This is a genomic window from Centipeda periodontii DSM 2778 (assembly GCF_000213975.1).
Classification (GTDB): Bacteria; Bacillota; Negativicutes; order Selenomonadales; family Selenomonadaceae; genus Centipeda; species Centipeda periodontii.
On sequence record NZ_GL892076.1, the window covers coordinates 400,944 to 423,972 of the forward strand.

The window sequence follows — 23,029 nt, forward strand, 5'->3', positions numbered from 1 at the left end:
TTTGCTGACGAGCTGAACAATCTTGGCGTGCGCGTCGCGAACCTCGAAAAGCACGCGGATATGGTGAAGTGGAACGGCGAGCTGCGCTACACCTATGAGCGTGTCGGCGGCGAATTCGTCGGCAAATATGTGGGGCAGCGTCAAACGAACAACGAGCTGCTCTTCCGCCTCAATCCGACCGCCGAGGTGAACGACCACTGGTCGGTCAAGGCACGCCTCGACGCGAAGACGAATCTGAAGTCCGACGCGGGAAATAACGGCACGGTCAAACTCAAGCGTGCGTGGGCGGAGGGCAAATACGGCTCGACCACGATTCGACTTGGTAAATTCCCGGTCTTCACGGAGCAGGGCGTGCTCTTTGATGATAACATGTCGGGCGCATCCCTGATGCTCGGTGCAGAAAAGCCGGTCTCGGCAACGATTTACGCCGGTCGCTATAACCTTGAAGGCTCTGCATGGGGGGACGAGATCACCGAGGCGAAAGAGGCGGGGCTCTACACCGGCGGAACGGCGGCAAACATGCAGGGGATCACGCTGAACTGGGATCCCTCGGAGCGGTTCCACCTCGGGGTGGATTACCTGCGGCTCGGCAACAACAAGCTCCTGACGGGCATGATGGGGGTAAAGGATCCGCTGAATTACTACGGTGCCGGCATCACCTACCGTCCCGTGCAGACGGTCTATCTCTCGGGCGGCTACTGGAAGACGAACAGCCACGAAAGCGCCGAGATCAAAAAAGAGCACATGAAGTCGTACAACATCGAACTTGGCTACAAGGGAGCGGACGAGTCGGATCCCGGTTCGTTCGGTATCTACGCCGCCTATCGCTACATTGGCGGCATGGGCACGATCGCCCCGACCTTCGACGGTGCGATGTGGAACACGAAGGGCTGGGAAATCGGCGGTCAGTACACTGTCCTCAAGAACGTCGTCGGCTCGCTCATCTACTTCCACGGCAAAGAGATTTTCTCTGCCGAGCCCGAGGGCAAGACCGGCATCAAGAAGGGCTTCGCCCGCGTCGAGTTCTTCTTCTGATTTCTCCCTCTCTCCACGAACCGAATACCGCCGGAAAACCGGCGGTATTTTTTTGCGTAGGACTGCGGCAGCCCCTTGACCTCGCTCCCGCCTCATCATGTATACTAACAGAGAAGCAGTCACAGAATACGCTGCATATTCATCGTCACCCGCTTCTGAGAAAAGGAGATGAAGCAATGAAGATCCGTTCCATTCGGAAGATCCTTGCGGCCGCCGTTCTTGCATCCGTCCTCACATGGGCTCCGCAGGCAGCACTCACTGCAGCGTACGAGCAGCCCGCGCACGGTCTTATCCTCACGGGCGAGGTGAAGCAGGCATACATCACGGAGAAGATGCAGGCATTCTTCCATCCCGCGCCGGACGCAGCTCCTCCTGCATTCGAGCTGCCGGACGGCTGGACGATCGCACATGAGCGCATCAACGGCGTCACGGTCGACCGCATCACACCCGCGGAGAAGCGCTCTGACCGCGTGCTGCTCCAGCTGCACGGCGGCGGCTACATCATGGCACTCACCGACATGCACCGCAGCCTCGCCGTTCGTCAGGCAGTCCTGATGAACGCGGGCGACATCTACTGCGTGGACTACCGCACGGCGCCCCCCCCACCTCTATCCCGCGGCGCTCGAAGATGCCGTGCATGCATATGAGGGCATTCTTGCGCGCGGGATAACGGCAGAGAACATCATCCTCGTCGGAGATTCTGCAGGCGGCAATCTCGCGCTGGGCCTCGCACTCTATTTAAAGGACCACGGCATTGCACAGCCGGGCGTGATTGCGCTCGCCTCCCCGTGGACGACAATGGAACACCGCGCGGGCACATCGCGCACGACGAAGGCAGCGGCGGACCAGGTGCTCGGCATCGGCACGCCGCTCTACGGTCCCGTACAGACGGGCGACTACTCTGGCGGAGCCTTTCCGCGCAGCGACCCGCGTCTCTCGCCGATCTACGCCGATCTCAGCGGGCTCCCGCCGATCCTCATCCAGACCGGCGGCAACGAACTCTTCCTGACGGAGAACGAGGAGCTCGAGCAAAAGGCGGCTGCGGACGGCGTCACGGCAACGCTCACCGTCTATCCCGGCATGCCGCATGACTTCGCCCTGCTCTTCCCCGAACTGGAGGACTCTGTCCAGTCACTGCAGGAGATTGCAGACTTTGTAAATAGGTACATGGATTGAGGCGTAAACGGCAAAATCCCCCTGCGTTCGTATCGTGAATGCAGGGGATTTATCATATGCAAAATGCCGTGTTAATACTCTGCCTTCCAGACCATTTCATCCACAGCGGCCTTTACATCCGCGACCGCGCGTCGGTTCAGTCCCTGCTTCACGGCACACTCCGCAACGGCAACAGCGACGGCGGCAGAGAACTCAATGAGGCGCGTAACGGGCGGAATGACGGCAGCGCCCTTTGCCTCGGGCGTAAGGAATGCGCCGAGTGAATGCGCCGCGGCCGAGATCATCTCATCGGTCACGAGCTTCGCGTCGACCGCCATGCTGCCGAGTCCGAGTCCCGGATAGATGAGTGCGTTATTCGCCTGTCCGATCTCGTAGGTCGTGCCCCGGTAGGAGACCGGATCACGCGGAACGCCGGTCGCAACCAACGCACGCCCGTCCGACCAGCGAATGAGGTCCTCCGCTGTCGCCTCGGCAAGCTCCGTCGGATTGCTCAGCGGAAAAATGATCGGACGATCACACCACGATGCCATCGCTCGCACGATCGTCTCCGTGAACGCGCCCGGCATTGTCGACGTGCCGACAAGGATGGTCGGCTTTACCGCCATCACGGCGGCCGTAAGCATCGTGAGCGAATCCGCATGGTCGAACTCGCTGCGTTTTCGCGCGAATGGCTTTTGCTCCGGCGTCAGGTCGCCCATGTCGTCAAAGAGGAGGCCCTGCTTGTCCACGAGGTAGAAATGCCCGCGCGCCTCCTCCTCGCTGAGCCCCTGCTCGACCATCTCGCGGCAAATACGGCTCGTGATGCCCGCGCCCGCCGTCCCCGCGCCGAAGCACATGTATCTCTGCTCCGTGAGCTTCTGCCCCGTGATCTTCATCGCGCCAAGGAGTCCTGCGAGCGTGATGATGCCCGTCCCCTGACAGTCGTCGTTGAAGACGGGATAGGTCTTCTGGTACCGGCGCAGAATCGGCGCGGCGTTCCGCCGTCCAAAGTCCTCGAAGTGGAGATAGAGGCGTGGGAAAAGCCGCTCCGCCGTCTGCACAAAGGCATCGATGAAGTCGTCGTATGCCTTGCCCCGCACGCGTTCGTGACGATTGCCGAGGTAGAGCGGATCCTGCAGGAGGCTCTCGCGGTTCGTCCCGCAGTCGAGCATGACCGGCAGCACCGACGCGGGGTCAATTCCCGCTGCTGCGGTATAGACCATCAGCTTCCCGACGGCGATATCGGCACCGTTCGTCCCCCAGTCGCCGATGCCGAGAATGCCCTCTGCGTCCGTTGCAACGATGAGACGGATCTCCCGGTCGCCCGCCGCCTGCCGCAGCATCGTCTCGACCGCCTCCGGGTGATCAATCGAGAGATATGCCGTCTCCTGCGGGTTGATAAACTGCTCGCTGTACTGCTCAATGCTCTCGGCGATCACGGGATCGTAGACAATCGGCATGAGCTCTGCGATATGCTGACGAAACACATAGTAGAACAGGCGGCGGTTGCGGTTGAACACGTCCATCAGGAAGCGGCGCTTCTCGAGCCCCGAGCTCTTGCGCTCCATCTGCTGATAGATGCGCTGCGCCTGCTCCGCAATCGTGTCAACATGCGACGGCAGGAGGCCCGTAAGTCCAAACTGTGCGCGCTCGTCAGCACGGAACGCCGTCCCCTTGTTTTGAAACGGATCGCTCAACAGAGCATACCCTTTCTTGTCCATAATTTCCTCCTTTTCGTCAGTGAAACACTCTTGCATTCGGTATTCGAGAAAAGCCCTCCGATTTCCTGCTGTACACAATTTATAATCTGCTGCCGCATACTGGACAGGCACATTCCTCATGCGTTACAATACGGGCAAAGGAGGAATCACCATGCAGATTCGATACGAAGCCGAGCACTGCCGCAGTGCGGCGTATGATGGAGAGAAACGCATCGGGGTCGCGGAGTTCGACGTGCAGGACGGACGCTGGGTCATCACCCATACGGAGGTCGATCCCGCCTACGGCGGTCAGGGGATCGCACGCAAACTAATCGAGGCGCTCATTGAGGCGGCACGCAGCAGCGAGGCAAAGATCGTCCCTGTCTGCTCCTACGCCGAGAAGATGATGCGCAGAAAGGAAGCGTACGCAGACGTGCTCGCGGACTGAGCAGAGGCATGCGAAAGGGCTGCTGTACGAAGTTGTCTTTCGTACAACAGCCCCTTTTCCATACATCCCTTTTCTCACCCGACCGCCTTTGCCATTGTCTCACCGAGTGCGGTGCACGCAGCGAGCGCGTCGTCGTCCGGCTCGCTCTCACAGGTCACGCCGTCCGCGACCATCACCGCACCGGCGTCCTTCGTGCGCTGTGTCCACGTTTCCATGAACGCACCACCGCCCCAGCCGTACGAGCCGAACAGACCGACCTTCACGTCCTTCAGCTGGCTCTCCGCCTCGGCGAAGAACGGCTCGAACTCGCCGTCATCGAGCTCCTCCGTGCCGCAGGCGGGGCAGCCCATCAGGATGCCGTCGTAGTCCGCGATCCGATCCGCCGAGAAGTCGCCGACGCGGATGAGTTCGACGTCCGCGCCGCCCTTTTTTACGCCCGCGACGACTGCATTTGCCATTGCCTCGGTGTTGCCCGATCCGCTCCAAAATACCACTGCAATCTTTGCCATCTGAAAATCCTCCCTTGGATGATTCGTTTCGTTTCCCTGATGATAACATTTATCAGATTTCGATGCAATCTATTTTGAAAATTTTTCTCATTATTGTTTGTGCTTGACAGGAGTGCTATACTGTAACGCAAAGGCTTCTATAAGATTACACAAAGCGCCCCTTCCACCGCTTGCGCAGTCCCCCTCCCCCCGTACCGACGGGGGAGGCTTTGAGTTTACGGTATCTTACCTGCCACGGCGGAGGACGTGCCGCGCTTGCAAGGCGATCAGGGCGCTTGTGAGGAACGGCGTTTTCTGACGATAAAAGGAATCTCCATGCAAAAAGAAACATTCAACGTCACGGGCATGACCTGCTCGGCGTGTTCGGCGCGCGTGGAGCGCACCGTAAAAAAGATGGAGGGGACGGCGGATGTGTCCGTCAATCTCCTCACGAATACCATGACGCTCGCCTACGATGCGGCGGTGACAAGCCCCGCCGCCATCATCGCCGCCGTTGAGGATGCGGGCTACGGCGCGAGTGTCAAGGGCGCTGCGGGCGCGTCTGCCGCCCCCGCAGAGGCGACGGGTATGGACGCGGCAGAGAAGGCAATTCGCGCGATGCGCACGCGCCTCGTCCTCTCCATTTTCTTCCTCCTGCCGACGATGTATATTGCGATGAGCCCGATGCTTGCAATGTGGGGCATCCCCTACGCAGAGGGATTCAAAGCGGTGTTCTGGGGCGCAGAGAATGCGCTGACGTTTGCACTCGCACAGTTCGTGCTCATCCTCCCCATTATGTACCTCAACCGCGCGTACTATGTCAACGGATTCCGCAATCTCCTGCACGGCGCGCCGAATATGGACTCGCTCGTGGGCATCGGCTCGATGGCATCCGCGCTCTTCGGCGTGTTCGCGATGTTCCGCATGAGCTGGGGGCTGGGGCACGGCGATCTCGCACTCGCAGCGGAGTACAGTACGAACCTCTACTTCGAGTCGGCAGGCATGATCGTGACCCTCATCACGGTCGGCAAATATCTTGAGGCGCGTGCAAAGGGACAGACGACAGGCGCACTCAAGGCACTGATGCAGCTCGCGCCCGACGAGGCAACGGTGCTGCGCAGCGGCGTCGAGGCGACCGTCCCCGTGGCAAACCTCGCGCTCGGCGATACTGTCATCGTGCGCCCGGGCGCACGCATCCCCGTGGACGGCACGGTCACGGAGGGTGCAACGAGCGTGGACGAGTCCGCCGTGACGGGCGAGTCCATGCCGATTGCAAAAACAACGGGGGATCGCGTGACCTCGGGCACGCTGAATGTCGAGGGCACGATCCGTTTCACGGCGACGCGCATCGGTGAGGACACGACGATCCGTCAGCTCATCCGTCTTGTGGATGATGCGAGCGGATCGAAAGCGCCCATCGCGCGCCTTGCCGACCGCGTGTCGGCGGTCTTTGTCCCCGTGGTGATCGCGCTCGCGCTCACGGCGGGCGGCGTTTGGCTGCTGATGGGCGCGAGCGTGGAGTTCGCGTTTTCCATCACGATCTCCATTCTCGTCATCTCCTGCCCCTGTGCGCTGGGCCTCGCCACGCCTGTCGCGATCATGGTCGGCACGGGGCGCGGTGCGGCGCACGGCATTCTCATCAAGTCGGGCGAGGCGCTTGAAACCGCCGGAAACATTGATACCGTCCTCATGGACAAGACGGGCACGCTCACCGAGGGACGCCCGCATCTCGTGAGCATCCACCCCATCGGGATGCCTGCCGACGAGCTCGTCGCACTTGCGGCGGCGCTTGAACAGGGCAGCGAGCACCCCATTGCCGCCGCGATCACGGACTATGCTGCGGAACGGGGGCTGAACGCTCCCACCGCCGCGGATTTTGCGGCGGTCTTCGGCAAGGGCGTGCGCGCACGTGTGGCGGGTGCGGATGCGGCGGCGGGCAATGCGGCTCTGCTTGCTGAGCTGGGCATTCCCCTCCCCGATGCTGTGGCGGCGGCACTTGCCGCGATGGCAGAGCGCGGCGAAACAGCGCTCGCCATCGTACGCGCGGGGCGCATCGTCGGGCTCCTCGGCGTACGCGACGCAGAGAAACCAACGAGCGCGACGGCCGTTGCGCAGATGAAGCGCATGGGGCTGACCCCCGTCATGCTCACGGGCGACGACGAACGCACGGCACGGACGATTGCCGCACGGCTCGGCATCACGGAGGTCATCGCGGGCGTCCTCCCCGCCGACAAGCGCGCCCATGTGGAGCGTCTGCAGGGCGAGGGGCATCGCGTCGCGATGATCGGCGACGGCGTAAACGATGCGCCCGCGCTCGTACAGGCGGATCTCGGCATCGCCATCGGCGCGGGCACGGATGTCGCAATCGACAGCGCGGATGCCGTGCTCGTGCGCAGCGACCTCCTCGACGCCGTGAGTGCCATTCGCCTCTCGCGCAGCGTCATGACCAACATCAAAGAGAACCTCTTCTGGGCGTTCTTCTACAACGTCATCGGCATTCCGCTCGCGGCAGGCGCGCTCTATCCGGCACTTGGCATCAAGCTCTCGCCGATGATCGGGGCAGCGGCGATGAGCCTGTCGAGCGTCTGCGTCGTGCTGAACGCCCTGCGTCTGCGCTTCTTTGCCATCGCGCACGAGCCGGCGGCAGAGACGGAGCGCACGCAGCACGAAGCAACGATCACTCCCATCGCAGCAGCGATGGATGATACAGCGGCACCTGCCGCGGATGAACAGGCGGCAGATACTGCCGCCGCACAGGGAAAGGAAGATATCACCATGGAAAAGACCATTCACGTCAAGGGCATGACCTGCCCGCACTGCGTCAAGCACGTCACAAAGGCACTCTCCGGCATGGACGGCGTCACGGATGTCGTCGTCGACCTCGAAGCGGGCACGGCGAAGTTCAGCGCCGCGCGCGAGATTCCAAACAATGAGCTCGCCGCCGTCCTCGATGATGCGGGCTACGAACTGGGCTGAGACTCCGAACATAGGAAAACGGTCATGCGGGAATGCTCCTGCATGACCGTTTATTTGCGGCAAAAACAGGAAAATCTCTCGATGCGTCGAATATAACAAATGATAATAATTTTTTGAAAGAATAGAGAAAGGTGTGTCTCCGATGAAAAAACTTCTCCTCCCCCTCATCTGTGCCATGCTCCTCGCCCTCTGCGGCGGACGCACAGCGCAGGCATTTGCCACGATGCCACTCATTGACAACGTAAGCCCTGCCGAATATGTAGAGTTTGTCAATACATTTTTGGAAAAACCGACCTTTATGCGTGCCCCGACGTATGATGCGGGTGCGTCCCGTCTTGCAGGTCACGATGTCTATACGTCACGCACGCAAAACGGCACCATTGTGCAGCTGCATACAGACGGAGAGAACATTTCCTATCTGAACATCACGTTCAACGAGGACAGCGAGGACGCAGTCTACGATGTCTCAAGTCTGAGTGTAGCGACCTACATCGCATGCGACATGAGTGAGTCCGAAATCGATGCGATCATTGCTATGGAGAGTGTGCAGGAGGACAACGCCTTTACCGACAGCATCTACTGCTCTGCCGCACAGCGCATGATTACATCGCGCACGGTTCTGGATGGCACGAACAGCACCGTCGTGCTCTCCGCCTCGCCGAACTGATCGGTCCGACACCAATGCTCCCATGTTGAACATCCACATGGGAGTTTTTGTATGGGCTGCTGCAAAGTATACCGCACATATTTGATTTACAAAATGACAGATTTATCCTAGAATAAGTAAATCAATTTGTGAGGTGGTTTGTATGATGGAGGAACGGATCGAAATGACGCGGCGCACCGTGTTCATGGAGGGTGTGCATGACGGCGTGCCGATTGCGCTCGGCTATTTCGTAGTGGCATTCACGCTCGGGATTCTCGCCAAGACGGCAGGTCTCTCGGCGTGGCAGGGATTTGTGACAAGCGCGGTCAACATCGCCTCGGCAGGCGAGTACGCAGGCTTCACCGTGATCGCAGCACAGGCGCCCTATCTCGAGATCGCCGTACTGACGCTCGTCGCAAATGCGCGCTACTTCCTCATGGCGGCAGCACTCACACAGCGCTTCTCTCCTGAGACACCGCTCGTGCATCGGCTTGCCGTAAGCTTCGGCGTGACGGATGAGATCTTCGGCATCACGGTCGCGCGCGGCGGCGCCGTGAGTCCCTACTACAACTATGGCGCGATGGCAATCTCTGTGCCCGCATGGTCGGCGGGCACGTCGGCGGGCATTCTTGCGGGCGGCATTCTCCCCGCAGCCGCCGTCTCCGCACTCTCGGTCGCGCTCTACGGGATGTTCGTCTGGGTGATCCTGCCGCCTGCGAAAAAGAGCCGCCCGATTGCAGGTATGGTCATCCTGAGCTTCGTCCTCTCACTCGCGGCGACATATGCGCCCGTGACGGGGCAGCTCTCGGGCGGCACGCGCACCATCCTCCTCACCCTCCTCATCGCGGGTGTCGGTGCTGCGCTCTTTCCCGTACATGAGCAGCAGGAGGAAAACGATGCGTAATATATGGCTCTACATCGCCGTCATGAGCGCGGTGACGATCGCGATTCGCCTCACACCCGCGCTTCTCCTGCGGCGTCCGATCAAAAACAGATTCGTGCGTTCCTTCCTCTTCTACGTCCCCTATGTGACACTCGCCGTCATGACCTTCCCCGCGATTGTGGAGGCAACGCGCACGCCGATCGCAGGCGCGGCGGCATTCGTCTTTGCCATCTTTCTCGCGTGGAATGGAGCGAGCCTCTTCCGCTGTGCGGCGGGCGCCTCCATCATGGTGCTGATCGTCGAGGGGATTGTGTTTTCGCTGTGACCGACGAAAAATCTACGCCAATCTGCAGGACTTCATTTTATCAGCGATTCCCTTGCACTTTTCCACAAAAATTCGTAAAATAGAGGCAAAGAGGTGAGCGTATGGGGATCTATCGAATCAAGCCGTGGGAAGAATTGACGATCCGTGATGACTATATGTTCAAGCTCATCATGAGCCGTAAACGTATCTGCAAACAGATGCTTGAGCGAATTCTTCACATCGAAATTGAGAGCCTGTCGTATGTCGAGACGGAAAAATCAATTATTCCAGCCTATCAGAACAAAGGCGTTCGTCTGGATGTCTATGTAAAAGACAACAAGGAAACGGTCTATAACATCGAGATGCAGATGCGCCGCCTTGAGGGAGACGGGCTGAGTAAAAGGACACGGTATTACCAAGCCATATTGGATACCGATCTGCTTGCCGCAGGAGCGAGTTACGGCATGCTGAATCGGACCTTTATCATTTTCATCTGTCCGTTTGACCCATTTGGCGCAGGACGACACATCTATACATTTCGGAATTTGTGCATAGAGGATCGAACCCTGGAACTGGACGATGGCGCAACGCGTATTTTTCTGAATACGAAAGGGACACGCGATGATGTGGATGACTCGGTTCGCGCGTTTCTGAACTATGTCAATGGTGTGGTCAGCGAGGATAGCCTCGTGCAGGAAATTGATGAGGAAATCCATCGAATCAAAATAGAAGAAAGAGGGAAGGTGGGGTATATGTTTTTGGCAGATAAGATTGCAGAGGAGCGTTTTTACGCTGCAAAGGAAGGGCGTGAAGAAGGACGTGAAGAAGGACGTGAAAAAGGGCGTGAAGAAGGGCGTATCGAGGCACAGCTTGAAAACATTCATCGGTTGATCACGAAGCTGAAGATATCTGCGGAGCAGGCAATGGATCTGCTTGAGATCCCACCATCAGAACGACAGCACTACAAGGGTGCGTTGTAAAGGAAGCACTGATAAATTCAGCGCCATCATCTTGGCGCATCTTTTTTGCCCGCTTTTCGCCCGCGATCCTCCACATAGCGGGCAGCTATGCGTCCGGTTTGTCTCCTTGACAGGACAAAAATCTACGCCAATCTGCAGGACTTCATTTTATCAGCGATTCCTTCAGGAACCGTAAAAGGAGGTGGGCACATGGAGTTCGACTGTTGGACAGGTCTCAATATCGAGGGAAAGCCCTACCTCATTGCGGAGAAAATTCGCTATAAGGAAAAGACTTCGGACGATGTATGGACGGAGTACGGGCTAATTACACAGGGCAGCAAGGACCGCATCTGGCTGACGATTGCGGACGGCGGGCTTTCATGCAGCCTTTCCGTCACGGTGGAGGAGACCAAACCACCGAAGGGCTACCGTCTGCACGATGCGGGCAAGCAGGTGGTCACGGGCAGCTGGGGCGATACGCGTGCCGCGATTGGCGATATCTCGCGATACGAGCAGTACAAGAGCGCAGACGGGACGGAGACGTTCTTTGTCGAGAATAATTGGGGAAACAAAACTGCGTCGGCAGGACATAAAATCTCCGCCACAGGCATCCACCTCGATGTACTGGCTTCCTCCCCGCGCCGCAATGCCGTTTGCTACTACCTGAAGAGCAGCTTCTATGAGGCAGTCTCGAGCGTTGCCATTGTTTTCCTCATCGCGATGAGCTTCATCATGCTCACGGATGTCATTCCGAATCTCAGTGCGCGCGACTGGCACGATTTCCGCCGTTTTGTCGGGACTCCCTATGCCATGCACGAACGCCTCAGCGATGCGCCCTACTACACGGAACAGCGCGAGGAGGGCGGCGCACGGGTTTACACGGCGCAGGTCGATGCAGGCATCGCCGCTCTGGATCTCATCGAGGGCATGGACGGCAGGGTGAAGGACGCGTACGAGGATCTCGGCGATGCGGAGCATCCGATTGTGATTCGCACGCAGACGGAGACCGCACGCATTACGAGCGCGGCGGACGGCACGGCGTACATCGTTGTGACGGGAGCAAGCCCCGACCGCGCCCCCGCCGCCGACCAACTTCGACGAAGTCATACGCTCATCCGCTACGCCGAACTCGTCCGCACGGGCGACACGCGCGGACGGGCGGGGGTGGTGCAGTAGGAGAGTCCGCGCACCACCACTTGACCGCACCATTAAAATTTTCCGATAGGAGGTGATGCCGTGGATTTTGACTGTTGGACCGGCATCAAAATCGGAACGAAACCATGTACCATTGTGGAAAAGATCCGATACAAGGAGAAAACATCGGATGATGTATGGACAGAGTATAAGCTTATCACGAATGACACCAATGCACACATCTGGCTGAGCATCACAGACGATGGACGCTCATGCATCATCTCCTCCCCTGCGGGAAACAATGTGCCGAAGGGCTACCGTCTCCATGACAGCGGCACGGAGGTTGTAACAGGGGTCTGGGGCGATACGGATGTGGCGGTCGGCGATGAGACGAGATATGAGCAATACGAGAGTGCGGACGGCAGGAACACCTTCTTTGTCGAGTATTGGAATGGCAGTCGCAGCAGTTCGCAGGGAGGAAAGATCTCCGCTTCTACAATCATCGCGGACACGGACACGGATACGAGTACGCGGCAGAAGGTACGGGCGATATATCGGCGATCGAGGCTGCGCAACTCCCTCATCGAGCCGGTTGCAGGTCTTGCCGGAGCCTGCGTCATCCTGCTCCTATCCGTCGCTCCCGACTTCGACATGCGGGACTACTGGCACGCGTTCCGCGATTTCGTGAATCTCCCCTATGTCATGCACGAACGCCTCAGTGATGCCCCCTACCACACGGAGCAGCAGGAGGAGGCCGGCACTCTGGTTTACACGGCGCAGGTCGATGCAGGCATCGTCGCTCTCGATCTCATTGAGGGTGTGGACGGCAGGGTGGAGGATGCGTACGAAAGGCTCGGTGATGCGGAGCATCCGATCATCATTCGAACCCGGGAGGAGACCGCACGCATTACGAGCGCGGCGGACGGCACAGCGCACATTGTCGTGACGCAGGCAAGCCCCGACCGCGCACCTGCCGCCGACCGGCTTCAGCGCAGTCATACCCTCTTCCGCTACGCTGTGCTCGTTCGCACGGGCGACACGCGCGGACGGGCGGGGGTGACCATCGACGGAAAATAGGAGAACACACATGATTGATCCATCCGTACTCATGCTCACGGCATTCTACGCCGCGTTCGGCATCCTGCTCATGATCGTGTCCAACATTGTCATCGACTTCTTCATCCCCGGCGACTTCGCGGAGGAGATTCGGCGCGGCAATCGCGCGGTCGCGTGGCTCTCGGCGGGCTCGTTCATCGGGATTGGCGAGATCCTGCGCGCCGTCATCATATCCCCCGCCTATGATGCGCTGACAACGGACTTTGTGCAGGGCGTCATCGCAAGTGCCGTCTACGCCGCCGTCGGCATCATCTTCTTCATCATCGGCTTCTTCGTCATCAACGCATGGCACCGCAAATACGCACTCGCCGCCGAAATCCAGCGCGGCAACACAGCGGCGGGCATCTTTGTGTTCGGCATCTTCGTCGGGCTGTCACTGGTCATCAGCGGCGCGGTGCATTGATGAGCGTGCTCACGAAAAAGCCTCCCCCGTCACCACGGGGGAGGGGGACCGCGCAAGCGGTGGTGGGGGCGCTTTGAGCGATTACAGGAGAAGCTGCATAGAGGAGGTTCTGCATGGAAAACATGGGGCGCAAGGCCGCCATTCTCGCTGCTGCCTTTGCCTCGGTCGGCGCACTCGGCGCAGCGTATGTCTATCGTCATGATATTGCATTTTCTATTGCCGACGTTGTTCATCCCGAGTGGAACGCGGGCGAGGCGCGGCTCGCGGATGCCTATGACCGCCGCTACACGCTTCTCAACAACGGGGACGGGACGGAGACGGCGCTCTATGACGATGCGACCGCCGTCACCTTTCGCCACGACGGCGCGGGCGACCTTGTCTGGCTGTTCGGTACGGCGAGCCTCCTCGCCCCGATCGCGCCGAACTACTTCGCGTTCCACGGCTTTTCCTACGCGGGCGGCACAATGGATCTTGCACGCATGACCTACCGCGCGAATGCCCCACTCACTCCGCTGCCCGAAAAGCACGTCGCCTCCGGCACGGGCACGCATTCACACGGAGCAGGTCACGCCTTTGCGGGACGCAGCTACAACGACAGAAAGAGCTCCCAGTCCTCCGAGATCAGCCGGAGGTCCGGCTTCGGTCAGGCGGGCATCCGTTCATCGGGAGGCTCGTGACTATGGAACGCGTACACACAGATACCTACATCGATGCACTCGATCCCGCCATCTTCACCTACATTCAGTACGGCGACTATGCCGACCGCTACCCAACACATACCGTGCAGGCATTTCCGCAGGAGTTCTACGATGAACTGCGCGCAGCATCGGCAGGGCTGTTTCGCATCTTCTGCAAGGCAGCAACGGTCCTCCAAAATGCGTCCGACAACTTTGCGCGCGCGATGGATCTGCCGCGCGAGCTGCTCCCCTACCTGCGCATTCCGAATGCATTTGGGCTTCCGACGTGGCTCTCGCGCTTTGACTTCGTACTCGATGAAACAGGGCATATCCGCATGGTCGAGATCAATGCGGATACGCCCTGTTTTATCGTGGAGTCCTTCTATGCAAACGGCATCGCGGCCGCGTATCACGGCTACCGTGACCCGAATGCAGGTGCAGGGGAACAGCTGCGGGACTTTCTCGCACAGATTCACAATCGCCTCGCCGCTCCCGTCGCCGATCTGAACCGGCGAACGCTCCGCCATCGTCCCTTTGTCTTTGCATGCTTTGACGACTATCCCGAGGATCTCGCGAATACGCGCTTCCTCATGAATCGAATGCGAGAAGGCGTACCGCACGGCGACCTCCGCTTCCTCTCGTTCTATGAGATGGAGATTGATGCAAACGGCATTCTTCTCGCCGACGAGGAATATGCGACTGCACTCTATCGTCTACACCCGATGGAGATATTGATTGACGAGCGCACCCCGAAGGGGGAACCGCTCGGGGCGATGTTTCTGGATTTATACAAGGAGGGGAAATTTACGCTCATGAATCCACCCGAGGCGATCCTCCTGCAGAACAAATCCTTTATGGCGCTCGTCTATGCGCTTGCGCGGACAGAGCAGTTCCTGACCTCCGAGGAGTGCGCTCTCGTGGAGCGTTACCTCGTGCCGTCCTATTTCGAGGACGATTTCGCGGCGCTCACGGACGGTACATATATCCACAAGGAGATCTGGGGGCGCGAGGGAAGAAACGTGCGTCTGGTCGAAAAGCGCGACGGGCGTGCATCCACGGTGCACGAGAAGCAGCCCGACAACGTCGATGAGATTATCTGTCGCGAAAGCCGCGCGGCAATGTATCAGGACTTCATTCGTCCACCGCGCTTTGTCCACACGGTCGACTCCGGAACGATCGACGGCTGCCTGACGCTCTCGTGCTTTATGCTTTTCGATCAGCCCTCCGCCGTCGGCGCACGCTTCTCCCCCACCGCGATTGCAGGCACGGAGGCATACTTTCTGCCGCTCGTTGTTGAGGAGTCATAGGCAAACAAAAAGACGAAAAAGACCGTGTGTCTCTTCCGTCTTTCGAAGCTTTGTGCTATACTAACAACAGGTGACTGATGAGGTTCGGCCTCCCTCATGGGAGGTGATGCATGTGACACTTTATGAAAAGCTGTCGCTTCTGGTTGCAGTGTTGACACTCCTAACCAGCATCATTTTCAATCTGCTTCAATTATAGGCAGAAAAAAGAACCGTCCGCGGTTCACGTCGGCTCCTTCTTCAAGTACAAAAACTTTAGGGAGAGACCGACGTACCCACTCGTCAGTCACCCTTTTGTGTCTTTATTATACCCGCAGCGAAAAATCTTGTCAAGTCTCTCTGCGCCGCTCCCACCAGCACCCCGCGAGGAAGCACAAAAGCGAAACAGTGATCCCGACGGCGATCGGATGCAGCCCGAGGGGCTTAAATCCCGCTACCATCGCCGCGCAGTAGATGACGGTGCCGCCGCCCATTGCAGCGAGTGCGCCTGTCCTGCGCGCCCACGTCGTAAAGAGTCCGAAGACAAGCACCCAGAAGAACGCCGTCTCAAGCCCCCCGAACGCGAACATATTGATGAGCCAGATGAGGGACGGCGGCGCGACGGCGAGCACGAATACGACGATCCCCAGCGCGGCGGTCACGCCCATCGAGAGACGGCGCAGTGTTTTTTCCTCGACGAACCTGCCGCGCTTCTGCTGATGATGGAGATAGACATCCTTGACCACCGCCGACGAGGCGACGATGAGGACGCCGGAGATCGTCGAGATCGACGCCGCGAGCGGTCCGATGATCGCGAGACCCAAGAGTTCGGGCGGCATGACGCGTGCCATCAGCTGAGGAATGACCGCATCCACCCCGCCGAGCGCCTTTGCATCGACGCCGAGCACACCGCGCCCGAGCACGCCGACGAGGTTCACGGCGATGTTCATAAAGGCAATGACGACCGTCCCGATGATCATGGCGCGGTGCATATCGCGGCTGCTCCGGTAGCTGATGCCACGCACAACGGACTGCGGCAGCGCGATCGTGAGCGCACCCACGAGCAGCCACTGTGAGATGTAGAGCGAGACGGGCATCCGTCCCGCCGCCGTCGGCGTCAGCATCTCGGGATGTGCGGCGCGCAGATTCGCGAGAATCGCCGCGAGTCCGCCGCCCGCCTCGAGCACATAGTAGAAGAGCAGGACAATGCCGAGCATCATCACAATCGCGCAGCAGGTATCCGTCAGTGCAACGGCGCGGAATCCGCCGATCGACGTATAGACAACAACCACGATTCCAAAGAGCACCAGCCCCAGCTCATAGCGGTAGCCCGTGACCGCAGCGAAGAGCTGCGCCCCACCGACAAACTGTGCGACCATCGACGCGGCAAAGAAGAGCACAATCACAAACGCCGCGAGCGCTGCGAGCGCATCCGATTGATAACGGTGACGGATGATGTCGACGATCGTGACGGCGTGGATGCGGCGTGCGAGCCGCGCGACCCTCTTGCCGAAGATGCCGAGCACGAGAAAAATCGTCATCGTCTGGATGACCGCCATGTAGATCCAGCCGAAGCCAATCTCGTACGCCATCCCGGGACCGCCGACGAACGAACTGACGGAGCTGTAGGTGGCGACCATTGTCATCGCGAGCACAAATGCGCCGAGCGTCTGCCCGCCGACGAAATAGCCCGCGAGGAATCCGCCCGCGTGACTCTGCCGCCGCACATAGATCCCGAGTGCGAGCATTGCCGCCATAAAGGCGAGGAGCGGCAGGAGCACCATGAGATTGCCGCTCATCGCGCCGCCCCCTCTCCGTGCCGATCATCGAGAGGAACGTCCTCTGCCGTGCACGCGAGGTACACGGCGAGCACCGCACCCACGATCAGTACGCCCACCGTGGACGTAATCGCCCAGAGCGGGAAGCCCGCGACCGTCACATCGACCTCGGCGAGACCGAAGCCGAGCGCCGTCCAGAGCACGGCAAAGAGAACACCTGCCGCAGCGGTACGCCTCGCCTCACGGGCGATGGCGTCCGCCGCCTTCTTTTCATCCTGCATGATGAACCTCCTATAGAGTTTTCGCCGTCGGAGGTACAAGACTCTCCGCGACTCCTTTGCAAATACCGCCCTATCCTACCACATCTTTTTGCGGCACGCAATCATCCTTTGTTCAAAATCTTTGCTGTATACGGGGAGGTTCCTCCGATGAGATTTTTGATACATAACGATAAAACATCTTGATTCCTTCCCGAAAACAGTATAGAATTGAAAATATCTATAGAATTTATGAAAGGGAGAGAGAATTTTGGGTATTAAACAGAAACTGCTCCTGATGGGGACACTCATGGCGCTGCTTGTCGTGACGATCTGCGGAATCGGCTACTACAAGGCGCAGGACGCCCTCACAGAGAGCACCTCCGGGGAGATCAACGCACTCCTCAACATCGAGGCAAAGGATCTCAACACATGGCTCGTTCAGAAAGAGCAGCAGGCGGTGAGCGCTGCGAATCTGCTTGAGGCATATGACGGCAGCCCCGTCATGATGGATCGCCAGATGATGAGTCTCGCCGCAGATGACAAGGATGTCCTCGACCTCGCGAACGGTACCGAGGACGGTCGCTTCATCAGCTGGAACGACGGTGACATCTCCGCGATCGACCCGCGCGGGCGCAACTGGTATAAAGACGCCAAGGCAGCGGGCAAGCCGATCTTCACTGAGGTCTATCAGGACGCGGTGTCTAAGAAGATGGTTATCTCCGTCGCTGTTCCCTACTATGGGAAGAACGGTACATTCAGGGGTGCGGTCTGCTCCGACCTCACACTCGACATCCTCGACGCACGCGTCAAAGAGCTGAAATATCACGGTGAGGGCGCGGGGATCATCGTCGACCCGAGCGGTCTTATCATCGCCTCCACCGAGGGACTGGCGATGCACAAAACCGATGAGAATCCTGTCCTAAAAGAGCGTTTCCCCGAAATGCTGAAAAACAAAAACGGTTACTTTGCCATGGAGAAAGACGGTCAGCAGCAGATCATCGCGTACTCGACCGTTCCCTCCACCGGTTGGATCATTGCCATTGCAGTGCCTGAGAGCGTCGCATTCGCACAGCTCGTAGGGCTGAAGGTGACGTACGGGGTGCTGACCGTTCTCGGCATCCTGCTCGTTGCAGGCATCATCATCGCCCTCCTGCGCTTCGCCGTAGCCATCACGGGAGCGACCGAACGACTCATGCACCATGTCGGTGCGCTGGCAAAGGGCGAGCTGAACCTCTCCGACCTCCCCGTCACATCGCAGGATGAGCTTGGACAGCTCGCAGCGAACTTCAACACCATGATGAAGAGCATCCGCGATGTCATCCGTCAGGTTGCGGGCACGGCGGAGCAGCTCGCCGCCGCCTCCGAGCAGCTGACGGCGGGCGCGCATCAGATGGCAGAGTCCGCCACCGAGATTGCGGGCACCGTTGCAAACGTCGCCGACGGAACGGAAAAACAGCTTGAGAGCATTGCAGGCGCAAAGAAAAACATCGGCATCGTCTGCGGCGACATCGAGAGCGTCACAGACAAGGCGGGACGTGTTGCCGACGGCTCCATCCGCACGGCAGATGCCGCTGCGAAGGGCGAAAGCCTCATGAACGAAGCCATGCAGAAGATGACAGGCATCGAGCAAAGCGTACTGCGCTCCGCCGAGGTCGTCCAGAAACTAGGCGAAAGCTCCAAGCAAATCGGTGAGATCGTCGAGACCATCTCCGCCATCGCCGAGCAGACGAACCTCCTCGCCCTCAACGCCGCCATTGAGGCGGCACGCGCGGGCGAGACGGGACGCGGCTTTGCCGTCGTCGCCGAGGAGGTCCGAAAGCTCGCCGAGCAGTCGCGTGAGGCAGCCGACCAGATCAAGGAGCGCATCGCGAGCGTTCAGCACGACACGGTACAGGCAGTCACCGCCATGCAGAACGGCACCACCGAGGTGCAGGAGGGCGCGACCGCCATTCACGAGGTCGGCACGCAGTTCGAGAGCATCATGCACATGGTCGAGGAGATCAAGGAGCAGATAGCAGACATCAACAGCTCCATGCAGACCGTCACAAAGGGAACGGAACTGATCGTTCAGTCCGCGACCATGGTCAATGAGATCACGGAGAAGACTGCCGATCACATGCAGAACATCTCCTCCTCGTCCCAGTCACAGTCCGCATCGAGCGAAGAGATCGCCTCCGCCTCCCAGTCGCTCGCCATGCTCGCGACCGACCTACAGAACACCACGAACAAGTTCAAACTCTAAGCGCATACGGAACGGGGCTGTTGCACGAAGCTGGAAAACTTCGTGCAACAGCCCTTGTCGTTATGTCAGCAGTATCGCTACAAGCGCCCCTTCCACCGCTTACGCGGTCCCCCTCCCCCGCTCTGGCGGGGGAGGCTAGGATTATGGTATCTTAGCTTCCCCCGCCAGAGCGGGGGAAGTGGCGAGCGCAGCGAGCCGATAGGGGCGCTCGTGCAACAGCCCCATTTTTAGAAAGGAATTTTCATGACCGACATCATCGACATCCACACGCACAGCATCGCCAGCATGCACGCCTACAGCACCATCCACGAGATGGCGACTGCGGCAAAGGCAAAGGGGCTCGCACTCCTCGGCATCTCCGATCACGCACCTGCCCTGCCCGGCACCTTCCACGAAATGTACTTCTGCAACTTCAAGGTCATCCGTCCTGCTGCCTACGGCATCGACATTATCATGGGCGCGGAGCTGAACGTCATGGACTACGAGGGCAGCGTCGACCTGTCCGAGCGCATTCTCCAAAAGATGCACTACGCCATCGCGAGCCTGCACGATCTCGTCATCACTCCCGGCACGCAGGAGGAAAACACGCGTGCCCTCATCGGTGCCATGGCGAATCCCTACGTCGTCATCATCGGTCACCCCGACAACCCCGGCTATCCGATTGACTTCGATGCCCTCGCACGCGCCGCCGCCGAGCATCACGTCCTCATCGAGGCGAACAATTCCTCACATAACCCGAATGGCCCCCGCAAGGGCTCGGAGCTCCTCGCACGGGATCTCCTCGCCGCATGCCGCCGCCACGGTGCACACATTATCATCGGCAGCGACGCCCACATCGACATCGACGTGGGCGAACACTGTCATACGCACGCCATCCTCGATGAGATCAACTTCCCCGCAGAGCTTGTGCTGAACAGCGATCCCGCACGCCTCAAGGCATGGATTGCGGAGCGCCATGCGCGGAACGGCGTGCACGGTCTTCCTTATTCTTCCTGAAATGCCATAATCCTAGGGAATCGCTGATAAAATGAAGTCCGTCGAATTGGTACAGATTTTTTGTCCTGTCAAGGAGACAAACCGGACGCATAGCAAAAGCTATGTGGAGGATTTGTCGACAAAGACAGGGCGAAAAAGATGTGCTAAGACGGCGCGGCTGAATTTATCAGTGCTTCCCTAGCCTCCCCCGTGCGGCACGGGGGAGGGGGACCGCGCAAGCGGTGGAAGGGGCGCTTGTAGCGATACCGCTGACATAATGACAAGGGTGCCCTACGAGGCTAAAAAGCTTCGTAGGGCAGTCCCTTTTTAGATTCTTTGTCAAAACTCATACGTCAGCCCGAGCCAGTAGCTGCGACGCGCCATATAGGAGCCGCCCGCGATGCCGTCGGCATCGAGATCGTCATAGTAGACGTTGTAGTTCGCAGAGCCGACCGCCGTCGTGCGATCGAAATTGCGATTCAGCAGATTGTTCACGGCGAACTGCACACTGAGTCCATCGCGCAGCTTATGTGTCACGCCCATATTGACAACCGTGAACGGGCGATACGTCGAGGCGAGCCCCGCCGCCTGCTTTGAGCGGTACATCCCGCTGCGGTACTGCGCCGTCATCCAGACATCGGTCGCCTCCGCCGGCGTCCAGTCGAGCCGCAGATTGACCGCCTGCTTCGGCGTCGAGCGCAGTGGCTGTCCCACATTCTTTCCACTCTTGATCCGGCTCGTGAGGAACGTCCAGTTCAGCCCCGCCGAGAGTTTCGGAGCGAGCGTGAACTTCGTCCCGAGCTCCACGCCGTGAATGCGCGCCCTGCCGACATTCTCATAGGTACGCACGGCGCCGACGCCTGCGACATTCACAGCGTCGCTGAGATCGATCTTGTTCTTAAAATCCGTGTGGAAGAACGTCAGATGTGCATCCGTTCCGTGGCCACTCCGATAGTAAAGCCCAAGTTCCTGCGTCGTCGATTTCTCCGGTGTCAGCCCCGTATTCCCACGATAGACCTCGCCCGTGATATTGAGATGGACATCGACGGGCGCAGACTGGAGCATCGTCGGCGCCTTGTAGCCCGTCGCGATGCCGCCCTTCACCGTGAAATGACGGTCCGGCATGTAGATCAGATAGCCGCGCGGGCTGAGATTGTCGTCGTAGTCCTCGGGATGTTCGTAGCGCAGCCCGTAGGTGAAGACCAGCTTCTTCGAGAGCGCCCACGTATCCTCACCGTAGAGCGCCCAACTCGTGCGCGAGAGGCTGCCGTTGTCGTTCGAGCTGCGCCGTTGCATCAGATTGCGGAACATCATCTGCATCGGGGGCGGCAGCATCGAAAGAGAGGTCGGCTGTAGCCGGCGCATCAGATGATAGTCCACGCTCTCCCGCTGCCAGCGTCCGCCCACGGTCAATGTATGTGCATCGCTGAGATCCGCGACATACTTCGTATCGTAGGTAACGAAATCATTTTTGACACGGTTGCGGATCGTTGATTTGATCGGAATAAAGATGTGCGGGATCGGGGAGGGATTTGCCGTGCCTGCCAGATTCGCATCGAAGTGCATCTCGTTGCGCAGGAAGGACAGCGTATTCGTCCATGTCCCATCCCTTCCGACCTTGTTCTCTGCACCGAGCACAATCTTCGTGCGGTCAAAGCGCTGTGACAGATCGCCGAGGAGATTCGTTCGTACGAACGCATTCGGAATGGGTGCCGGCATCTGCCCACGCTGTGCAAAATCACCATCGCGCATATTCTGTCCACGGTCGATGTCGAGATAGTAGCTCTGCCCCGCAGCGGGCGTATAGGTCAGACGCGTCCCGAGATTCCAGTTGTCGTAGTCGCGCTTCTCCTTGTCGATGCCGAACGCCGACGCGCCACGCTTTAAGTAGCTGCCGCGCAGTTGCAGACCGACCTTCTCCTTCGTGATGGGACCTGCGACATTGAACGAATACTTCATCGTATTCGACTTATTCTCTGTCGTCTCAAAGAGACTGCCCACCGAAACCGACCCGTGGAACTCGTCCGTCACCTTCTTCGTGATGATATTGATGACGCCGCCCATCGCATCCGAACCGTAGAGCGTCGACATCGGACCGCGCACCACCTCGATGCGCTCGATCTGACTCGGCGCAGGGAGACTCGTATTCGCGAGCTGGTTAAAGCTGCGCATCATACCGCCCGCAATCCCCGGCCCCGACTGCGCCACGCCGTCCACGAGGATGAGCGTGTGGGCATCGCTCATGCCGCGAATCGAGACCGCAGGCGTGTCAAAGCGCCCCGTCGCACCAAACGTATCAACGCCCTCAATCGTATCGAGCACCTGCCTGAGATCCGTATAGCCGCGCTGCATGATCTCATCCGACTGGATGACCGTAATGCTTGCGGGCGCATAGCGCGGATCCTCCTCGAAGCCGGACGCCGTCACGACGACTGCATCCGTCTTGTACGTCTGCGCCGCAACATCCGCCGCCGGCACATCGGCGGCACAGGCAGCCCCCGTCCATCCGGAAAGTGTGAATGCGACAGCCGCCGCAAGCGCTCGTTTCTCTCTCAATCGCATGATCG

The 23,029-nt window shown here is 59.2% G+C and carries 22 protein-coding genes; 17 read left to right on the top strand and 5 right to left on the bottom strand.

Translation table 11 applies throughout. The annotated features are described in order from the left end of the window. The 3 genes from HMPREF9081_RS01765 to HMPREF9081_RS01770 all read left to right on the top strand — a co-directional run. Positions 1-1,035, top strand: a 1,035-nt coding sequence (locus HMPREF9081_RS01765) for a hypothetical protein (protein WP_006305198.1), incomplete at its 5' end; no start/stop codon positions are given. A gap of 176 nt (positions 1,036-1,211) precedes the next feature. Further along, positions 1,212-1,682, top strand: a complete 471-nt coding sequence (locus HMPREF9081_RS14700; protein ID WP_006305199.1) for an alpha/beta hydrolase fold domain-containing protein — start codon at positions 1,212-1,214, stop codon at positions 1,680-1,682. Further along, entirely contained in the window at positions 1,669-2,211 is a 543-nt protein-coding gene (locus HMPREF9081_RS01770; RefSeq protein WP_006305200.1) for an alpha/beta hydrolase fold domain-containing protein, read from the top strand. The genes HMPREF9081_RS14700 and HMPREF9081_RS01770 overlap by 14 nt, the downstream gene beginning before the upstream one ends. Positions 2,212-2,282: 71 nt before the next feature. Here HMPREF9081_RS01770 and HMPREF9081_RS01775 read toward each other — a convergent pair whose 3' ends face one another. After that, the gene (locus HMPREF9081_RS01775) at positions 2,283-4,031 is read right to left on the bottom strand and encodes a malolactic enzyme (RefSeq protein ID WP_006305201.1); all 1,749 of its coding nucleotides are present in this window, start codon (positions 4,029-4,031) and stop codon (positions 2,283-2,285) included. Positions 4,032-4,062: 31 nt separating this feature from the next. Between HMPREF9081_RS01775 and HMPREF9081_RS01780 the strand changes: the two genes are divergently transcribed. Beyond that, positions 4,063-4,338 (top strand): GNAT family N-acetyltransferase, encoded by a 276-nt coding sequence (locus HMPREF9081_RS01780; RefSeq protein WP_040394243.1) that lies wholly within the window; start codon positions 4,063-4,065, stop codon positions 4,336-4,338. A gap of 74 nt (positions 4,339-4,412) precedes the next feature. Here the strand turns inward: HMPREF9081_RS01780 and HMPREF9081_RS01785 are convergent, their stop codons facing one another. Continuing rightward, positions 4,413-4,847, bottom strand: a complete 435-nt coding sequence (locus HMPREF9081_RS01785) for a flavodoxin (protein ID WP_006305203.1) — start codon at positions 4,845-4,847, stop codon at positions 4,413-4,415. Positions 4,848-5,162: 315 nt separating this feature from the next. Between HMPREF9081_RS01785 and HMPREF9081_RS01790 the strand changes: the two genes are divergently transcribed. The 10 genes from HMPREF9081_RS01790 (at position 5,163) to HMPREF9081_RS01835 (ending at position 15,231) form a co-directional block, all read left to right on the top strand. Continuing rightward, on the top strand, positions 5,163-7,802 hold the full coding sequence (locus tag HMPREF9081_RS01790) for a heavy metal translocating P-type ATPase (RefSeq protein WP_006305204.1): 2,640 nt from the start codon (positions 5,163-5,165) through the stop codon (positions 7,800-7,802). Between the two features lie 142 nt (positions 7,803-7,944). Further along, positions 7,945-8,469, top strand: a complete 525-nt coding sequence (locus HMPREF9081_RS01795; RefSeq protein ID WP_006305205.1) for a hypothetical protein — start codon at positions 7,945-7,947, stop codon at positions 8,467-8,469. A gap of 142 nt (positions 8,470-8,611) precedes the next feature. Continuing rightward, complete coding sequence (locus HMPREF9081_RS01800; protein ID WP_006305206.1) at positions 8,612-9,352, top strand: AzlC family ABC transporter permease; 741 nt, start codon at positions 8,612-8,614, stop codon at positions 9,350-9,352. Then, complete coding sequence (locus HMPREF9081_RS01805) at positions 9,345-9,656, top strand: AzlD domain-containing protein (protein WP_006305207.1); 312 nt, start codon at positions 9,345-9,347, stop codon at positions 9,654-9,656. The genes HMPREF9081_RS01800 and HMPREF9081_RS01805 overlap by 8 nt, the downstream gene beginning before the upstream one ends. Positions 9,657-9,757: 101 nt before the next feature. Continuing rightward, a complete protein-coding gene (locus tag HMPREF9081_RS01810) occupies positions 9,758-10,615 on the top strand; it encodes an Rpn family recombination-promoting nuclease/putative transposase (RefSeq protein WP_006305208.1) in 858 nt (285 codons plus the stop codon). A 189-nt stretch (positions 10,616-10,804) separates the two neighbouring features. Next, complete coding sequence (locus HMPREF9081_RS01815; protein WP_040394246.1) at positions 10,805-11,770, top strand: hypothetical protein; 966 nt, start codon at positions 10,805-10,807, stop codon at positions 11,768-11,770. 60 nt (positions 11,771-11,830) lie between these two features. Continuing rightward, positions 11,831-12,805, top strand: coding sequence for a DUF4178 domain-containing protein (locus HMPREF9081_RS01820; protein WP_006305210.1), 975 nt, complete (start codon positions 11,831-11,833; stop codon positions 12,803-12,805). Positions 12,806-12,815: 10 nt separating this feature from the next. Then, complete coding sequence (locus HMPREF9081_RS01825) at positions 12,816-13,247, top strand: DUF350 domain-containing protein (protein ID WP_006305211.1); 432 nt, start codon at positions 12,816-12,818, stop codon at positions 13,245-13,247. 113 nt (positions 13,248-13,360) lie between these two features. Beyond that, positions 13,361-13,924 (top strand): hypothetical protein, encoded by a 564-nt coding sequence (locus tag HMPREF9081_RS01830; RefSeq protein WP_006305212.1) that lies wholly within the window; start codon positions 13,361-13,363, stop codon positions 13,922-13,924. 2 nt (positions 13,925-13,926) lie between these two features. Further along, positions 13,927-15,231, top strand: coding sequence for a glutathionylspermidine synthase family protein (locus HMPREF9081_RS01835; RefSeq protein WP_006305213.1), 1,305 nt, complete (start codon positions 13,927-13,929; stop codon positions 15,229-15,231). A 326-nt stretch (positions 15,232-15,557) separates the two neighbouring features. Here HMPREF9081_RS01835 and panF read toward each other — a convergent pair whose 3' ends face one another. Together panF and HMPREF9081_RS01845 are read right to left on the bottom strand one after the other, a co-directional pair. Then, positions 15,558-17,006, bottom strand: coding sequence for a sodium/pantothenate symporter (gene panF, locus HMPREF9081_RS01840; RefSeq protein ID WP_006305214.1), 1,449 nt, complete (start codon positions 17,004-17,006; stop codon positions 15,558-15,560). Next, entirely contained in the window at positions 17,003-17,266 is a 264-nt protein-coding gene (locus HMPREF9081_RS01845) for a DUF997 family protein (RefSeq protein WP_006305215.1), read from the bottom strand. Before HMPREF9081_RS01845 ends, panF begins: the two co-directional genes overlap by 4 nt. A 247-nt stretch (positions 17,267-17,513) precedes the next feature. Here HMPREF9081_RS01845 and HMPREF9081_RS01850 point away from each other — a divergent pair, with 247 nt between their 5' ends. The 3 genes from HMPREF9081_RS01850 (at position 17,514) to HMPREF9081_RS14295 (ending at position 20,664) form a co-directional block, all read left to right on the top strand. Further along, positions 17,514-19,487 (top strand): methyl-accepting chemotaxis protein, encoded by a 1,974-nt coding sequence (locus tag HMPREF9081_RS01850; protein ID WP_006305216.1) that lies wholly within the window; start codon positions 17,514-17,516, stop codon positions 19,485-19,487. Between the two features lie 243 nt (positions 19,488-19,730). Continuing rightward, positions 19,731-20,483: a phosphatase gene (locus HMPREF9081_RS01855; protein ID WP_006305217.1), complete on the top strand. Its 753-nt coding sequence runs from the start codon at positions 19,731-19,733 to the stop codon at positions 20,481-20,483. 31 nt (positions 20,484-20,514) lie between these two features. Continuing rightward, on the top strand, positions 20,515-20,664 hold the full coding sequence (locus HMPREF9081_RS14295; RefSeq protein WP_245529839.1) for a secretion protein HlyD: 150 nt from the start codon (positions 20,515-20,517) through the stop codon (positions 20,662-20,664). 137 nt (positions 20,665-20,801) lie between these two features. Here HMPREF9081_RS14295 and HMPREF9081_RS01860 read toward each other — a convergent pair whose 3' ends face one another. After that, positions 20,802-23,024 (bottom strand): TonB-dependent receptor domain-containing protein, encoded by a 2,223-nt coding sequence (locus HMPREF9081_RS01860; protein WP_006305219.1) that lies wholly within the window; start codon positions 23,022-23,024, stop codon positions 20,802-20,804. Positions 23,025-23,029 lie beyond the last annotated feature (5 nt).

Bases quoted from the DNA above. Each gene is read 5' to 3' on its own strand.
- HMPREF9081_RS01830 (WP_006305212.1), top strand. From the start codon at position 13,361: ATGGAAAACATGGGGCGCAAGGCCGCCATTCTCGCTGCTGCCTTTGCC.
- HMPREF9081_RS01815 (WP_040394246.1), top strand. From the start codon at position 10,805: ATGGAGTTCGACTGTTGGACAGGTCTCAATATCGAGGGAAAGCCCTAC.
- HMPREF9081_RS01860 (WP_006305219.1), bottom strand. From the start codon at position 23,024: ATGCGATTGAGAGAGAAACGAGCGCTTGCGGCGGCTGTCGCATTCACA.
- HMPREF9081_RS01805 (WP_006305207.1), top strand. From the start codon at position 9,345: ATGCGTAATATATGGCTCTACATCGCCGTCATGAGCGCGGTGACGATC.
- HMPREF9081_RS01780 (WP_040394243.1), top strand. From the start codon at position 4,063: ATGCAGATTCGATACGAAGCCGAGCACTGCCGCAGTGCGGCGTATGAT.
- HMPREF9081_RS01810 (WP_006305208.1), top strand. From the start codon at position 9,758: ATGGGGATCTATCGAATCAAGCCGTGGGAAGAATTGACGATCCGTGAT.
- HMPREF9081_RS01785 (WP_006305203.1), bottom strand. From the start codon at position 4,847: ATGGCAAAGATTGCAGTGGTATTTTGGAGCGGATCGGGCAACACCGAG.
- HMPREF9081_RS01835 (WP_006305213.1), top strand. From the start codon at position 13,927: ATGGAACGCGTACACACAGATACCTACATCGATGCACTCGATCCCGCC.
- HMPREF9081_RS01845 (WP_006305215.1), bottom strand. From the start codon at position 17,266: ATGCAGGATGAAAAGAAGGCGGCGGACGCCATCGCCCGTGAGGCGAGG.
- HMPREF9081_RS01855 (WP_006305217.1), top strand. From the start codon at position 19,731: ATGACCGACATCATCGACATCCACACGCACAGCATCGCCAGCATGCAC.
- HMPREF9081_RS01790 (WP_006305204.1), top strand. From the start codon at position 5,163: ATGCAAAAAGAAACATTCAACGTCACGGGCATGACCTGCTCGGCGTGT.
- panF (WP_006305214.1), bottom strand. From the start codon at position 17,006: ATGAGCGGCAATCTCATGGTGCTCCTGCCGCTCCTCGCCTTTATGGCG.
- HMPREF9081_RS01825 (WP_006305211.1), top strand. From the start codon at position 12,816: ATGATTGATCCATCCGTACTCATGCTCACGGCATTCTACGCCGCGTTC.
- HMPREF9081_RS14295 (WP_245529839.1), top strand. From the start codon at position 20,515: ATGAAGTCCGTCGAATTGGTACAGATTTTTTGTCCTGTCAAGGAGACA.
- HMPREF9081_RS01795 (WP_006305205.1), top strand. From the start codon at position 7,945: ATGAAAAAACTTCTCCTCCCCCTCATCTGTGCCATGCTCCTCGCCCTC.
- HMPREF9081_RS01800 (WP_006305206.1), top strand. From the start codon at position 8,612: ATGATGGAGGAACGGATCGAAATGACGCGGCGCACCGTGTTCATGGAG.
- HMPREF9081_RS01775 (WP_006305201.1), bottom strand. From the start codon at position 4,031: ATGAGGAATGTGCCTGTCCAGTATGCGGCAGCAGATTATAAATTGTGT.
- HMPREF9081_RS14700 (WP_006305199.1), top strand. From the start codon at position 1,212: ATGAAGATCCGTTCCATTCGGAAGATCCTTGCGGCCGCCGTTCTTGCA.